The 14,897-nt window shown below is 71.5% G+C and carries 11 protein-coding genes and 1 pseudogene; 6 read left to right on the forward strand and 6 right to left on the reverse strand.

Annotation, left to right across the window (positions count from 1 at the left end; translation table 11 throughout):
* Window positions 1–12: 12 nt before the first annotated feature.
* Entirely contained in the window at window positions 13–714 is a 702-nt protein-coding gene (locus C6376_RS30145) for a GntR family transcriptional regulator (RefSeq protein ID WP_254076418.1), read from the forward strand.
* Window positions 715–1,094: 380 nt separating this feature from the next.
* On the opposite strand, the gene C6376_RS30150 is transcribed toward C6376_RS30145, so the two are convergent.
* Window positions 1,095–1,889, reverse strand: coding sequence for a hypothetical protein (locus tag C6376_RS30150; RefSeq protein WP_107449273.1), 795 nt, complete (start codon window positions 1,887–1,889; stop codon window positions 1,095–1,097).
* A 172-nt stretch (window positions 1,890–2,061) separates the two neighbouring features.
* Complete coding sequence (locus C6376_RS30155) at window positions 2,062–3,756, reverse strand: PucR family transcriptional regulator (RefSeq protein ID WP_107446304.1); 1,695 nt, start codon at window positions 3,754–3,756, stop codon at window positions 2,062–2,064.
* A 377-nt stretch (window positions 3,757–4,133) separates the two neighbouring features.
* Here C6376_RS30155 and C6376_RS30165 point away from each other — a divergent pair, with 377 nt between their 5' ends.
* The 5 genes and pseudogenes from C6376_RS30165 (at window position 4,134) to C6376_RS30185 (ending at window position 9,960) form a co-directional block, all read left to right on the forward strand.
* A complete protein-coding gene (locus tag C6376_RS30165) occupies window positions 4,134–5,024 on the forward strand; it encodes a xanthine dehydrogenase family protein subunit M (protein WP_107446306.1) in 891 nt (296 codons plus the stop codon).
* On the forward strand, window positions 5,024–5,635 hold the full coding sequence (locus C6376_RS30170; protein ID WP_107446307.1) for a (2Fe-2S)-binding protein: 612 nt from the start codon (window positions 5,024–5,026) through the stop codon (window positions 5,633–5,635). The genes C6376_RS30165 and C6376_RS30170 overlap by 1 nt, the downstream gene beginning before the upstream one ends.
* Window position 5,636: 1 nt before the next feature.
* The gene (locus C6376_RS30175; protein WP_107446308.1) at window positions 5,637–8,057 is read left to right on the forward strand and encodes a xanthine dehydrogenase family protein molybdopterin-binding subunit; all 2,421 of its coding nucleotides are present in this window, start codon (window positions 5,637–5,639) and stop codon (window positions 8,055–8,057) included.
* 184 nt (window positions 8,058–8,241) lie between these two features.
* A pseudogene (locus C6376_RS30180) lies at window positions 8,242–8,577 on the forward strand (NCS2 family permease); the annotation flags it as partial.
* Between the two features lie 192 nt (window positions 8,578–8,769).
* Window positions 8,770–9,960 carry an XdhC family protein gene (locus C6376_RS30185; RefSeq protein ID WP_107446309.1) on the forward strand — a complete coding sequence of 397 codons (1,191 nt, stop codon included), beginning with the start codon at window positions 8,770–8,772 and terminating at the stop codon, window positions 9,958–9,960.
* 210 nt (window positions 9,961–10,170) lie between these two features.
* Here C6376_RS30185 and C6376_RS30190 read toward each other — a convergent pair whose 3' ends face one another.
* From C6376_RS30190 to C6376_RS30205, 4 genes are all read right to left on the reverse strand, one after another.
* Complete coding sequence (locus tag C6376_RS30190) at window positions 10,171–10,611, reverse strand: SRPBCC family protein (RefSeq protein WP_107446310.1); 441 nt, start codon at window positions 10,609–10,611, stop codon at window positions 10,171–10,173.
* 123 nt (window positions 10,612–10,734) lie between these two features.
* Window positions 10,735–11,523, reverse strand: coding sequence for a polysaccharide deacetylase family protein (locus tag C6376_RS30195; RefSeq protein ID WP_107446311.1), 789 nt, complete (start codon window positions 11,521–11,523; stop codon window positions 10,735–10,737).
* Between the two features lie 342 nt (window positions 11,524–11,865).
* Window positions 11,866–13,314 carry a family 43 glycosylhydrolase gene (locus C6376_RS30200; protein ID WP_107446312.1) on the reverse strand — a complete coding sequence of 483 codons (1,449 nt, stop codon included), beginning with the start codon at window positions 13,312–13,314 and terminating at the stop codon, window positions 11,866–11,868.
* A gap of 55 nt (window positions 13,315–13,369) precedes the next feature.
* The gene (locus C6376_RS30205) at window positions 13,370–14,881 is read right to left on the reverse strand and encodes a family 43 glycosylhydrolase (RefSeq protein ID WP_254076124.1); all 1,512 of its coding nucleotides are present in this window, start codon (window positions 14,879–14,881) and stop codon (window positions 13,370–13,372) included.
* Between the last annotated feature and the right edge of the window lie 16 nt (window positions 14,882–14,897).

Raw genomic sequence — 14,897 nt, forward strand, 5'->3', positions numbered from 1 at the left:
GTACCGGCCCCCGTGCCGGCTCCGGCGCCCGCTTCCGTTCTCGTCTTCGCGCCGGAGGAGGGACCGCGGGCGCAGCAGCCCCGACCGGTCGTCCAGCGCGCCTCGGTGCGCGGCCAGATCCTCGACGCGCTGCGTACCGCGCTCGTCACGGGGGATCTGCTGCCGGGCGAGGTCTACTCGGCGCCGGTGCTCGGCGAACGTTTCGGGGTGTCCGCGACGCCGGTGCGGGAGGCGATGCAGCAGCTCGCGCTGGAAGGCGCCGTCGAGGTGGTGCCGAACCGGGGCTTCCGGGTCATCGTGCGGGGAGCGCGTGAACTGGCCGAGCTGGCCGAGGTGCGGGCGCTGCTCGAGGTGCCCGTGCTGATGCGGCTCGCCCGGACCGTGCCCGCTGAGCGGTGGGCCGCGCTTCGGCCCCTCGCGGAGGCGAGCGTGCGGGCGGCGGCCACCGGTTGCCGGGCGACGTACGCGGAGGCCGACCGCGTTTTCCACCGGGCGGTGCTCGCGCTGTCGGGCAACGAGCAGTTGGTCGGCATCGCCGAGGATCTGCATCGGCGGTCGCAGTGGCCGCTGGTCGGTGGTCCGGCGGGGCGGGGCCGGGCTGTTCTCGTCGCCGACGCCGCCGAGCACTTGTCGTTGCTCGAGGCGCTGGCGGCGGGGGAGTCGGATGTGGTGCAGGCGTTGATGCGGGAGCACTTCGTCGCTGCGGGCGGGTGACCAGCGGTTCGTTGTGTGACCGCTTTCCGTCTTCGCCGCGGGTGCGGGTTGTTCGCCACGCGTGCGGGTTGCACGGTCGTTTCCGTCATCGTGCCGGGTGTCTCCGGCCCCCTCGCGGGGGCTGCCGCCTCGTGGACGCTGCGCCCCCAGACCCCCGCTTCGGCCCTGGACGGGCCTCGCCCCCGAACGCCGGACGGGTTGACAAGACCTGAACGGTGTCGTCCTTCGACGCCGTCCGGCGCTGCTCCGAAACGCCGGACGGGCTGACATGCGCTGACCGGCTCTTGTCGCTCGCCGCCCGCCGGGCGCCTCCTGCGAACGCCGGGCGTCCCCACCCGCCTCGCGGCTGCTTCCCTTCGGTTCCGGTCGGCCGCGGTGACTCAGGCACCGGACGGGCTGGGTGTCGCCGGGGCCGTCGGAAGGGCCAACTGGCGTGCCAGCCAGGTCGGTACGCCGCCCAGGAGGCGGAACAGGCGGCGGGCCTCCTCCCGCAGGCGGGCGGCCTCCGGTTCGACCTCCGCGTCGGCGAGTGACGCGAGTGCCGGCGCGGTGCCCACGAGGTAGCCCAACTCCTCGCGGATGCGCAGGGATTCCGCGAATCCGTGTCGGGCCTCCGCCAACTCACCTTCACGCAGGGCCAGTCCGGCGAGGTGACGCCAGGTGAAGGACAGCAGCAGCGGGTCCGAGTGTGCGGCGGCCGCGGTGTGGGCACGCCGGTAGGCGGCCCTCGCGGCCTGCGGGGAACGGGCGATGTTCTCCGCGAGCAGGCCTCTGCGGAAGTCCAGCAGCGCCCGTGCCGGAGCGTCCGGCGGGATCAGCGCCGCCGCCCGCCCGAGCGCGGCCCGGGCCTCGTCGACCCGGTCGCGCACCTTGTGCACCGTGGCCGCGTAGGCGAGGTGCCCGCGTTCACAAGCGGCCGCGCCCCGCTCCTCGTCGTCGTGGGCCAGCGCCTCCGCCGTGCGCAGCGCGTCCTCGGCGTCCTGCCAGCCCTGTTCGGTGTACAGGCACCGCTCCACCATCAGCGAGGCCCGCTGGATCGCGCCCGTGGCCGTGTCGGGTGGCAGCAGGGCCGCCGCGTCCGCCCAGCAGGCGCGTGAACGCAGCCGCCACACCGCGGTCTGGACAGGATCGTCACCTGAGGTCGTTCCGGTACCAGACATGGCGGAATGCGCCACGTTGCCCTCCCCGAGCGCGCCGTCGAGCTGTGAGTGGTGGGCGCATCTCAGCACGAATGGAGGCACCGGGCCAAGGGGGCGGGTGAAAGATTTCACAAAGTCGTGGGACGTTTCCGGCCCCCTGGTTCCGCCCGGCGGCGGTCGACGGGCGTCCGCCGGTGCCGGTCAGGCCTCAGCCCATGCGCAGGGCCAGGAAGAAGTCCAGTTTGTCCTCCAGTCGCGACAGGTCACGGCCCGTCAACTGCTCGATACGCCCGACCCGGTAGCGCAGTGTGTTGACGTGCAGGTGCAGACGGGAGGCGCACCGGGTCCACGAGCCGTCGCAGTCGAGAAACGCTTCCAGCGTCGGGATCAGTTCGGCGCGGTGCCGCCGGTCGTAGTCGCGCAGGGGGTCCAGCAGACGGGCGGTGAACGCCCGGCGCACGTCGTCCGGGACGAACGGGAGCAGAAGCACGTGCGACGCCAGTTCCTGATGCCCCGCCGCGCAGACCCGGCCGGGCCGGGCGGCGGCCACCCGCCGGGCATGCCGGGCCTCCTCCAGCGCCCCGCGCAGCCCCTCCGCCGAGTGCACCGCCGCGCTGACCCCCAGCGTGAGCCGCCCGTCGCCTTCGAGGCCGGCCGACAGCGGCTCGCGCACGGCCGCCAGCAGCGCGTCGGCGAGGACGCCGGTCTCGGAGGTGTCGAGCTCGCCCGCCACCGCCGGCAGCGGGACCAGGGCGACGGCCTCGTCCCCCGTGTGCGCGACGGCGATGCGATCGGAGGGCTCGGGGCCGCCGGCGAGCGGGTCGACCAGAATCTCCTCGAGGAGGGACTGGGCCACCGGGCCGGTGTCCGGACCGCTGTCGGCCCACTCGACGCGGGCCACGACCACCTGCCAGTGCGGCGCGGCCCCCAGACCCGGCAGCAGCACCGGCGCGGCCACCCGCAGGCGGGCCGCGATCTCCGCGGGGGCCGCGCCCGTCTGCACCAGCTCCAGCACCTCCTGCGCGAGCCGCCGGCGGACCGTACGGGCCCCGTCCCGGCGTTCCCGCTCGACGGCGATCAGCTGGGTGACGCCGTGGAGCAGGTCGAGGCGCTCGTCCGCCCACTCCCCGGCGTCCGCCTCGACGGCCAGCAGCCAGTCCGACAGGAGGCTCTCCCGCACGTCCCGCACGGCGACCTGGGAGGGCTGAGCGGCCTGCTGCCCGCGACCGCCGCCGCGGATCGGGAACAGCGAGTACGTCACCGGGCCCACGTTCACCCGGTGCGGTCCGCGCCGGGCCGTGCGGACCGCCGCCAGGTGCTCTCCCGCGAGTCGCGCGCACACCTCGGCCGGCAGGCCCGGGCCGGCCGCCTTCGGACCCGCGACGAGCCGGCCGGTGGGGGACAGGACCCAGGCACGCAGGTCCAGGTCGGAGCCGAGCAGATCCAGCACGACGTCCGGCCCGCCGCCGGCCGGGCCCGAGATCATCATCCGGCGGTGCCGGTCGACGACGGCCGCGAGGTCCCCGGCGCGCTCGCCCGAAACCTGCCGCACGACGTGCTCGGTGATCGTCGCGAATGCCACCGACTCGTGCACCGCGAACAGCGGCAGCCGGTGCCGGGCACAGGCCGCGGTCAGGTCCTCCGGGATGTCGCCGAGCTCGGCCTCGCCGGCCGCGAGAGCGGCCACGCCGGCCTGCACCAGCAGCCGCACGAACGGTTCGGAGTCCGCCGCGTCCCGGCGCCAGGCCAGACCCGTCAGCACCAGCTCGCCTCCGGAGAGATACCGGCTGGGATCCCTCAGGTCGGTGGTCATGACGCCCCGCACCGAGCGGTCCAGTTCGTCCTCGCCGCCGAGGAGCCTGAGGCCCAGCGCATCGGTGTCCACAAGGGCGCGCAGCCGCATCTCGTCGCCGCCGTTCTCTGTCTCGAAATCTACGATGAATCCTGAAGGGTGCGGTGGGTGGCGACCGGCCTCCCCCGGCATCGGGCCGGACGCCGGCGATGTCCGGTCACCAACCGCATTCTTCGACCGACAGGCTGTTTCCGACGTTTCCAACGGAAAACGAGGAGGTTACCGAGGGCCTGCGTTCATACGAATCTACAAGATGCCCGTACCGACCAGCCAACTCCTTCATGGTTTCCGTGACTGACCCGGTCGGAGCAAGGCCCTGTGTACTGGGCTCATTCCGCGTGAACAGCACATGAGCGAGCCGGGCCCGCCGCACCCGATTCTGGCTCGAACCCGACGACCGACGAGACAGACGAAGAAGAGAGCCGGTCATGGACTTCCTTCGCCCCGCCAGCTGGGAGGAGGCGCTCGCCGCCAAGGCCGAGCACCCCACCGCCGTGCCCATCGCGGGTGGCACCGACGTGATGGTCGAGATCAACTTCGACCACCGCAGGCCCGAGTACCTGCTCGACCTCAACCGTGTCGGTGACCTCTACGAGTGGGAGACCGGCGAGGACAGCGTGCGGCTCGGCGCCTGCGTCCCCTACGCCCAGATCATGGAGAGTCTGCGCGCCGAGCTGCCCGGCCTCGCGCTCGCCTCGCACACGGTGGCCTCCCCGCAGATCCGCAACCGCGGCGGCGTCGGCGGAAACCTCGGTACCGCCTCCCCGGCCGGGGACGCCCATCCCGCGCTCCTCGCGGCGGGCGCCGAGGTCGAGGCCGAATCGGTGCGCGGCGTGCGCCGCATCCCGATCGACGCGTTCTACACCGGCGTGAAACGCAACGCGCTCGCTCCCGACGAGCTGATCCGTGCCGTCCACGTCAAGAAGGCCGACGGTCCACAGCAGTACTCCAAGGTCGGCACCCGCAACGCCATGGTCATCGCCGTCTGCGCGTTCGGCCTCGCGCTGCACCCCGAGACCCGGACCGTGCGCACCGGCATCGGCTCCGCCGCGCCGACCCCCGTCCGGGCGAGGACCGCCGAGGACTTCCTGAACGCCGCACTCGAAGAAGGCGGTTTCTGGGACAACGGAAAAATCATCGCGCCGTCCGTGGCCAAGCAGTTCGCCCAACTGTGCGCGGCCGCCTGCAACCCCATCGACGACGTCCGGGGCACCGCGGGCTACCGCCGCCACGCCGTCGGCGTCATGGCCCGCCGGACACTCACCTGGACCTGGGAGTCGTACCGCGGCGCCCGCCGCCTCTCGGAGGGAGCTGCGTAATGCGCGTCAACTTCACGGTCAACGGCCGTCCCCAGGAAGCCGACGACGTGTGGGAGGGCGAGAGCCTGCTGTACGTGCTGCGCGAGCGGCTCGGACTGCCCGGCTCGAAGAACGCCTGCGAGCAGGGCGAGTGCGGCTCGTGCACGGTCCGGCTGGACGGCGTGCCGGTCTGCTCGTGCCTGGTCGCCGCCGGTCAGGTCGAAGGCCGCGACGTCGTCACCGTCGAGGGACTCGCCGACCACGCCAGACAGCGCGCGGCGCACGGTGGTTGCGGAACCGCTTCCCGCGGCACATCGCCGCAGGGCGCGCGGGATGAGGCGTCCTGGGGCGGCACCCGGGAGAGCGCGGCCGCGCCGGGCGACTCGCAGACCGGCGAGGGCTCCGAACTCGCCCCCATCCAGCAGGCGTTCATCGACGCCGGCGCCGTGCAGTGCGGCTTTTGCACCCCGGGTCTGCTGGTCGCCGCAGACGAGATGCTCGAGCGCAACCCGAACCCGACGGACGCGGACATCCGCGAGGCCCTGTCGGGCAACCTGTGCCGCTGCACCGGTTACGAGAAAATCATGGACGCGGTCCGCCTGGCGGCCGCCCGACAGGGAGAGGCGGTCTGAGATGCCCTTCCCCACCCACGGCTCCGCTCGAGCGGAGGGCGCCCCCGCGGGCACCCCCACCAAGATCACCCAGGGTTCCGGGACCAAGGGCGGCATCGGCGAGTCCACGCTGCGTCCCGACGGCACCCTCAAGGTCACCGGCGAGTTCGCCTACTCGTCGGACATGTGGCACGAGGACATGCTGTGGGGCCAGATCCTGCGCTCCCCGGTCGCCCACGCCGAGATCGTCTCCATCGACGTCCGCGAGGCCCTCGCGACGGCCGGCGTCCACGCCGTCATGACCTACGACGACCTGCCGACCGACGTGCGCACCTACGGCCTGGAGATCCAGGACACCCCGGTCCTCGCCCACGGGAGGGTCCGCCACCACGGCGAGCCGGTCGCGATCGTGGCCGCCGACCACCCCGAGACCGCCCGCCGTGCGGCCGCCAAGATCAAGGTCGAGTACCGCGAGCTGCCCGTCATCACCGACGAGGCGTCCGCGACCGCCCCGGACGCGCCCCTGATCCACGAGGGCCGCGACGACCACCACAGCGCTCACGTCGCGCACCCCAACATCGTCCACCGCCAGCCGATCGTCCGCGGCGACGCCGAAAGGGCCGCCGCCCGGGCCGACTTCGTGGTCAGCGGCGAGTACACCTTCGGCATGCAGGACCAGGCCTTCCTCGGCCCCGAGTCGGGACTCGCCGTGCCGGACGAGGACGGCGGCGTCCACCTCTACATCGCCACCCAGTGGCTCCATTCCGACCTGCGTCAGATCGCCCCCGTCCTCGGCCTGCCCGAGAGCAAGGTGCGGATGACGCTGGCCGGCGTCGGCGGTGCGTTCGGCGGCCGCGAGGACCTGTCCATGCAGATCCACGCCTGCCTGCTGGCCCTGCGCACCGGGAAACCCGTCAAAATCGTTTACAACCGTTTCGAGTCCTTCTTCGGACACGTCCACCGCCACCCTGCCAGGCTCACCTACGAACACGGCGCCACCAAGGACGGCAGACTCACCCATGTGAAGTGCCGCATCGTCCTGGACGGCGGCGCGTACGCCTCCGCCTCCCCCGCGGTCGTCGGCAACGCCGCCTCGTTGTCGATCGGTCCCTACGTGGTCGACGACGTCGACGTCGAGGCCGTCGCCCTCTACACCAACAACCCGCCCTGCGGCGCCATGCGCGGCTTCGGCGCGGTCCAGGCGTGCTTCGCCTACGAGGCGCAGATGGACAGGCTCGCCGACGCGGTGGGCATGGACCGGGTGGAGTTCCGCCGGCTCAACGCCATGGAGCAGGGCACGATCATGCCCACCGGCCAGCCGGTCGACTCCCCGGCGCCGGTCGCCGAACTCCTGCGCCGCGTCAAGGCGATGCCGCTGCCGCCGGAGCGCCAGTGGGAGAGCAGCGAGGGCGCGGACGTCCGGCAGCTGCCCGGCGGTCTGTCCAACACCACGCACGGCGAGAGCGTCGTCCGAGGAATCGGTTACGCGGTCGGTATCAAGAATGTCGGCTTCTCCGAGGGCTTCGACGACTACTCGACCGCCAGGGTCCGCATGGAGGTGATCGCCGGCGAGCCCGTCGCGACCGTCCACACCGCGATGGCGGAGGTCGGCCAGGGCGGTGTGACCGTCCACGCCCAGATCGCCCGCACGGAGCTGGGCGTCGCTCAGGTGACCATCCAGCCGGCCGACACCCGGGTGGGCAGCGCCGGCTCCACCTCGGCCTCCCGGCAGACCTACGTCACCGGCGGCGCCGTCAGGAACTCCTGCGAGCTCGTCCGGGAGAAGGTCCTGGAGATCGGGCGCCGCAGGTTCGGCTCCTACCATCCCGCCTGGGCCACCGCCGAGCTGCTCCTGGAGGGCGGCAAGGTCGTCACCGACGGCGGCGAGGTCCTCGCCGACCTGGTCGACGTGCTCGAGGACGAGGCCGTCGAGGTCGAGGCCGAGTGGCGGCACCGGCCGACCGAGCCCTTCGACCTGCGCACCGGACAGGGCTTCGGGCACGTCCAGTACTCCTTCGCCGCGCACCGCGCCGTCGTCGAGGTCGATACCGAACTCGGCCTGGTGAAGGTGATCGAGCTGGCCTGCGCCCAGGACGTCGGAAAAGCGCTGAATCCGCTTTCCGTCATCGGCCAGATCCAGGGTGGCACCATCCAGGGACTGGGCGTCGCGGTCATGGAGGAGATCATCGTCGACCCGCAGACCGCGAAGGTCAGGAACCCGTCCTTCACGGACTATCTGATCCCCACGATCCTCGACACGCCGACCATCCCCGTGGACGTGCTCGAACTCGCCGACGACCACGCGCCGTACGGGCTGCGCGGTGTCGGCGAGGCGCCCACCCTGTCGTCGACGCCGGCCGTCCTCGCGGCGATCCGGAACGCGACCGGACTGGAGCTCAACCGCACACCGGTCCGTCCGGAGCATCTGACCGGCACGGCGTGACCCTCCCTCCGGGCGGCGCACGGGACGTCACACCCTCCGCGCCGCCCGGAGCCGGCAGATCGTTCGTCCCGGGCCGTCCCCCCCAGGTCGTGCGGCCGACGCACCTTCCCAAATCCCGCAAACGCAGTGAGCGCCACGCCCAGCGGCGCGCGGGTGCCCCTTTGAACCTTGGGAGCAGGCGCACATGACCCAGTCACTCCACCCGAAGCGCGTCCCGGACGACGCGGGCACGCCCACCCGTGCACCGGCCGGACGCTCTCGGCTCGACCGGTACTTCCAGATATCCCGGCGAGGATCCACGGTCGCACGCGAAGTGCGCGGCGGCGTCACCAGGTTCATGGCGATGGCGTACATTCTCCTGCTCAACCCGCTGATCCTGTCCGGCGAGGACGCGGCCGGGGGCACCCTCGGCCAGCAGGCCCTGATCACCGCGACCGCTTTCGCAGCCGCTTTCACCACGTTGCTGATGGGCTTCCTCGCCAAGGTGCCCCTCGCGCCGGCCGCCGGACTGTCCGTCTCCTACGTCGCCGTCAAGGCCGCGCAGGGCAGGGCGCGTGAGATCGGCGCCTTCATGTGGGGGCTGACGGCGCGATCTTCCTCGTGTACCCCTCCCTCGACCCGATCGAGAGCTGGCTGGGCGTGCACTAGCCGCCCCTGACCGCCCCTTGCCGGACCATGTCCGCCACACCACCGCAGTCAAGGAGACCGAGAGATGCTGGACATCGCCGAAGAGCTCGACCGGTGGGTCGAGCAGGGCCGCGACTTCGCCGTCGCCACCGTGGTGGCCGTCGGCGGCAGCGCGCCCCGCCAGCCCGGCGCCGCCCTCGCGGTGGACGCCGACGGCACGGCGATCGGCTCGGTCTCCGGCGGCTGCGTGGAGGGCGCGGTGTACGAGCTGTGCCGACAGGCGCTGGAGGACGGGCGGTCGGTACGTGAACGCTTCGGCTACAGCGACGACGACGCTTTCGCCGTGGGGCTCACCTGCGGGGGGATCATCGACGTGCTGGTCACCCCGGTGCGGGCCGGCGATCCCGTCCGCCCGGTGATCGCGGCCGGTCTGCGGGCCGCGGCCGCCGGGGAGGCGGCGGCGCTGGCGAGGATCGTGAACGGACCCGCCCACCTCGTCGGCCGCGCGCTGCTGGTGCACGCGGACGGCGCTCGCGGCGACGACACCCCCTGGGCCCGCCGCGTCGCTGCCCACCACGGCGGTCTCGGCGCCCACCCCGAGCTCGACCGCACCGTCGCGGCCGAGGCCGGAGCGTTGTTGGACGCCGGCCGCACCGGCACGGTGGAGATCGGCGAGCGGGGCGCACGCTGCGGGGCGCCGCTCACGGTCCTCGTGGAGTCCTCGGTGCCCCCGCCCCGGATGATCGTGTTCGGCGCGATCGACTTCGCGTCGGCACTGGTACGCGTCGGCAAGTTCCTGAACTACCACGTGACAATCTGCGACGCCCGCCCCGTCTTCGCGACCGCCGCCCGTTTCCCCGAGGCCGACGAGATCGTCGTCGAGTGGCCGCACAGGTACCTCGAGCGCACGAGGGTGGACGCGCGGACCGTCCTGTGCGTCCTCACCCACGACGCCAAGTTCGACGTACCGCTGCTCCGGCTGGCGTTGCGGCTGCCGGTCGCCTACGTCGGCGCGATGGGATCCCGCCGCACCCACCTCGACCGCAACGCCCGGCTGCGCGAAGTGGGAGTCACAGAAATGGAGCTGGCGCGGCTTCGATCCCCCATCGGCCTCGACCTGGGGGCCCGCACGCCCGAGGAGACGGCGCTGTCGATCGCCGCGGAGATCGTCGCCGAACGGCGCGGCGGCAGCGGGGTCCCGCTCACCGGGGCGCACACGCCGATCCACCACGACGTGACGGCGCCGCCGGCCGGCCGGATCGGTTCGGTGGCCTGAGCCGCGGTCCGGCCCGGCGGCGACCGGTCACCGGGCGAACGCGTGTTGCCGGGACGCGGCGGTGCGCACCTCGGACGACGCCTGCCACGGGTCGCGCCTGCGGAGCCGCCACGGGGGCACGCCCGGAGCCGGCCCGGCATGGACCGGGCCGTCCCCGGGCCCGGGAGCCGGCCCGGACGGGGACTTGGCCGCCCCGGCAACTGTCGTCCGTCAGGGGGTGCGCAGGAGACGGTCGGCCGCGCGTCCGAAGATTGAGCCCGCCGAGGCTCTCACGAGGGGGTCGAAGAGGGACGGGAGAAAGCGCACCCGCAACTCCTCACGCCAGATCACCCTGGTCCGGCCGCCGGGGCACGGCCGCACCTCGATCGCGGCCCAGCCGAGGACGACCCGCCCCCGCTTCTCCAGCCGGCACCGGCCCGGCCCGTCGGCGGTGGGCGGCTGCCACCCGGTCACCTCCATCGGGTCGTCGAAGGCGAGCGGGCCGAGGCCCGAACGCGCCACGAAGACCGTGCCCGTGCGAGTCGGCGGGGGAGTGCGCACGAGGACGCGGGTGAAGGGCACCACGTCGCCGTGCCGGGACCAGTCCGTCAGACGCCGCCAGGCGTCCTCCACGGAGAGCGGGACCGTGCGTTCCACCTGGAAGATGACCACGTTCTCGATCGTAGAGACATGGGCCCGTTCCGTGGGGCGTCACCCACCGGCTCGCCGTTTCGCAGCATGGGCGGGGCTGGCGGGCGGGGCGGCGCGGGCGGCGCGGGCGGCGGTCTTCCGGGTTCAGCGGTAGACCTTTCCCGGCTCGGCCCTGCCGGGCGCCAGCAGCTGAGGAACGGTCACGAAAACGTATCCGCGCTCTTTCAGCGCGTCGATGATCCCGGGCACCGCCGGTACGGTCCCGTCGTAGATGTCATGCAGCAGAATGATGCCGTCCCGGTCGGCCTGGGCGAGGACCCGGCGCTGGATCAGTGCGGAGTCGGTCGTCGTGTAGTCCTTGGCGGTCACCGTCCACAGCACCTCGGAGAGTCCCAGCTCGCGGCAGATCTCGTGCACCGTCTCGTCGGTGCGGCCCTGTGGCGGACGCATCAGAGTGGGGCGCCGGCCGATGAGGCGCTCTATCTCGTCGTTGGGGTACTGGAGTTCCTCGCGTATCTCCTCCGGCTCGATCCGCGTGAGGATCTTGTGGTCCCAGGTGTGGCTGGCCACCTCGTGCCCCTCGGCGGCCATGCGCCTGACAAGCTCGGGGTGTTTGTCGATGTGTCCCTTGCCCAACAGGAAGAAGGTCGCCGGGACCTGTCTGTCCTTGAGTATGTCGAGCAGCCGCGCGGAGTTCTCGCTCGGTCCCGCGTCGAAGGTGAGGGCGATGCACTTCGCCACCCGGCAGTCGACGGGGCCGAAGGGGGCGGCCTGCGAGGTGGCCGCGGGCAGGGCTCGGGCGGCGCTCGGACGGGTGGGGTCGAGGCCGCCGCAGCCGGTGAGCGTGACCGTCACACAGGCGGCCGCCACCGAGACGGCGGCTGCGCGCAACCCGGCTCCGGAGTTTTTCGTCTTCCTCGTCAGTGAACGCATGCCGAGACTATACATAAGGCGTATACATGCTATGCATAGCTCCCCACCTGCGCATTGTGTCCGTTTCGTCGGTGGTGAGGAGTCCCGGAGCGTCCCGGTAAGCGGTGTCGAAACGCGGTCGCAAGCTCCGTCGTAAGCGGTGTCGAAGCGGCGTCGTGAGCGAGGCGAAAGCTCCGTCGTAAGCGGTGTCGGCGTTCTGTCGGCCCTGCTGTCGAAGCACCGCCGGACGCGGTCGGCCATCCGCCGGAAACAGTGCGGCGCTCCGACAGCGCCGCTGTCCGCGGGCTGTCGGAGCGCCTTCGTCACCTCCCCCAGGGGGTCACGGGGCAGTCGACGAGAGGGTCACTGGGCGTAGAACGTCGCGTCTGCCCGGTCGGTCGCCGTGCTCGGCGTCTGGACGTACAGCAGGTAGTTGTAGTGGCGGATGTAGCGGCCGGCGTTGTTGTACGACTCGTAGCTGACGCCCGCCGAGTCGGCGAGCCCGGCCCGGCGGAAGAAGCTGGCGTCCGAGGCGAACGTCGACGAGCCGTCGTTCTTCTCCAGCCACACCTCGAAGTTTTTCTGCCGCAGGTAATAACCGGGGAAGTTCGCGGCCTCCAGTGAGACCGTGCCGGTTCCGGTCAGCCCGGGCACCACGCGGAACTGCGAGTCGGCGAGCGGGCTGACGTTCGCCTCGATCTTGGCGCGGTACTCCCAGTGGCGGATGAACCGGTCGGCGTAGTTGTACGAGGAGAAGCGCTGCGGGGTGACGCCGTCGGCCACCGGGATGCCGAAGTCGGGCGTGCCGTCGGCCTTCCAGTACACCTTCTGCACCCGGGTGCGGCGGTTCGGGTCGTTCAGCGGGTCACCGGAGATGTCCTTGTAGCTGCGGTCGTGGTAGACGAGGATGTCGGACTTGCCGTCCTCGGAGACCGTGAACGAGTTGTGGCCGGGGCCGTACTGCGAGGTCGCGGCGTTGGTGGTGAAGACGGGCTGCGACCCCTTGCTCCAGGACGCCGGGTTGGTGAGGTCGGCCGTCGCGGAGGCGGTCAGCATGCCGAGGCAGTAGTTGGCGTCGGTGGCGCTCGCCGAGTAGGTCAAGAAGACCTTGCCGCCGTGCTGGATGAGCGCGGGACCCTCGTTGACCTTGAAGCCGACCGTCTCCCACGACAACGTCGGCTGGGAGATCTCCGCGGGCGTGCCGGTGATCGTCCAGGGGTTGGCCATCTTCGCGATGAACAGGCTGGTGTTGTTGTTCTCCGCCGGGTTGCGCTGCGCCCAGGCGAGATAGCGGACGCCGTTCACGACGAAGGTCGTCGCGTCGAGCGAGAAGCTCTCCCAGGTGGTCTTGATCTGGCCCTTCTCGGTCCAGGTCGCGGTGAGCGGATTGGCGCCGGTGCCCTCCAGGACGTACATCCGGATCGCCCAGATGTCGGACGTCGCCCCGGCCGCGAAGTACACGTACCACTTGCCGTCGATGAAGTGGATCTCCGGCGCCCAGATGTGCGCGCCCATCACCCCGCTGGCGTGCTTGGTCCAGATGGTGACCTCCTGGGCCGTCGACAGGCCCTGGATGGTCGTCGCCCGGCGTAGCACGATGCGGTCGTACTCGGGAACGGTGGCGGTGAAGTAGTAGTAGCCGTCGGTGTGCTTGAAGATGTGCGGGTCGGCACGCTTCTCGGCGATCGGGTTGGTGTACGTCACGGCGGGGGAGTCGGGCGCGGCGGCCTGGGCGGGGGCGCCCAGGCCGGTGAGGGCGGCCGCGAGGGCGACGAGGACGGCCAGGAGCAGCCGAACGGCGTTGCGTCTCAAGGGGGTTCTCCAGATCAGAGGGAAGTGGGGGGTGCTCCGTGGCGGAGGGGAGCGATCAGGCGGCGGGGACGAGCTTCCACTGCTGGCAGTTGTTGTTCAGCCACGTCCACTGCCGTACGTCGACGCCGTTCGCGGTGCCGCAGTTGGCCACGTCGGCGACCTTGCCGCTGTTCTCGTTGACGATCCGGACGTAGTCACCGGTCGCGGTGAAGACGAGCCGGTAGCGCTGGCACTTGTTGTTGAGCCAGGACCACTGCTGGATGTCGGCGCCGTCGGCCGTGGAACAGGCCGCCGTGTCCATCACGCCTCCGGTGGCCACGTTCACCAACCGGTTGGTGTCGTCGGCGAGGTCCTCGATCTTCCACTTCTGGTTGGCCCCGCCGGTGCAGGTCCACTGGAAGACATTGGTGCCGTTGGCGGTGTTGCCGCCCTCGAGGTCCAGGCACTTGCCGCTGTTGCGGTTGACGAGGGTGTACGCCGTCGGCGTCGTCGCCGTCTCCCCGGACGGGCCGGGCAGCGACGTGCCGAGCGCGACGGGCGTGCCGAAGTTCGGCGTGCCGTCGGCGTTCCAGGTGAACTTCTGGGCGCGGGTCGTCCGGCCGTTTCCGCAGCCTCCGTTGGAGGCGCTGTTGGCGTGGTAGACGATCCAGTTCTCCGTGCCGTCCGGCGAGGTGAAGAAGCCGTTGTGGCCGGGACCGTAGACGCTGTTGGCGTCACTGCGCTGGAAGACGGGCGTCTGCTTCTTGGTCCAGGACGCGGGGTCGAGCGGGTCGGAACCGGTGAGCTCCAGCTGGCCGAGCTTGTAGTCGGGGGTGCCGCAGAAGCTGGCGGAGAAGGTCAGGAACGTCCGGCCGTCGTGGTACAGCGGTTCCGGCCCCTCGTTGACCGCGCCGCCGGAGGTCTCCCAGCTCAGGGTGGGGCTGGAGATGACGGTGAAGGTATTGCTGGCGAGGGTGTACGGGTTGCTCATCGGCGCGATGACCAGACTCTGCTTGCTGCCGTTCACGAACCCGCTGCCGACCAGGTAGAGCTTGTTGTTCGCCTGCAGCACGGTCGCGTCGATCAGCCACCCGCCCGGCGTGAGGTTGGAGCCGGTGAGCGAGCCCTTGTAGGTGTACGGGCCCAGCGGGTCGGCGCCGGCGCTCTCCAGGACGTGCGTGCGCTGGGAGTCGCAGCAGGAGACGCCGCCCTGGCCGGCCGAGTAGTACAGGTACCAGTGGCCGTTGAACTGGTGGATCTCCGGGGCCCAGATGTTGGTGTTGCGCGTGGACGTGGTGTCCGACCACACCTGCACGTTGGGCGCGGTGGCCAGACCCGCCAGGGTCGGCGACTTCCGCATGCCGAGGATGCCGGTGAACGTGGTGGTGACCAGGTAGTAGTTGCCGTCGTAGTACTCCAGCCAGGGGTCGGCGCCCTTGGACGACTTCAGCGGGTTGGTGTACGGACGGCCGTCAGCCGCGGACACCGGTTGGGTCGCCGCCACCAGGGCGACGAGGAGCGCCAACACGCAGACGAGCAGGGGGCTGCGGCGGTACATCCGGGGCATAGAGGACCGTCCCTTGTCCATGAAGCATTGTTCGTCA

This window comes from Streptomyces sp. P3, from assembly GCF_003032475.1.
In the GTDB taxonomy this organism is placed as follows: domain Bacteria; phylum Actinomycetota; class Actinomycetes; order Streptomycetales; family Streptomycetaceae; genus Streptomyces.

Bases quoted from the DNA above. Each gene is read 5' to 3' on its own strand.
- C6376_RS30155 (WP_107446304.1), bottom strand. From the start codon at position 3,756: ATGCGGCTGCGCGCCCTTGTGGACACCGATGCGCTGGGCCTCAGGCTC.
- C6376_RS30165 (WP_107446306.1), top strand. From the start codon at position 4,134: ATGGACTTCCTTCGCCCCGCCAGCTGGGAGGAGGCGCTCGCCGCCAAG.
- C6376_RS30170 (WP_107446307.1), top strand. From the start codon at position 5,024: ATGCGCGTCAACTTCACGGTCAACGGCCGTCCCCAGGAAGCCGACGAC.
- C6376_RS30175 (WP_107446308.1), top strand. From the start codon at position 5,637: ATGCCCTTCCCCACCCACGGCTCCGCTCGAGCGGAGGGCGCCCCCGCG.
- C6376_RS30185 (WP_107446309.1), top strand. From the start codon at position 8,770: ATGCTGGACATCGCCGAAGAGCTCGACCGGTGGGTCGAGCAGGGCCGC.
- C6376_RS30195 (WP_107446311.1), bottom strand. From the start codon at position 11,523: ATGCGTTCACTGACGAGGAAGACGAAAAACTCCGGAGCCGGGTTGCGC.
- C6376_RS30205 (WP_254076124.1), bottom strand. From the start codon at position 14,881: ATGGACAAGGGACGGTCCTCTATGCCCCGGATGTACCGCCGCAGCCCC.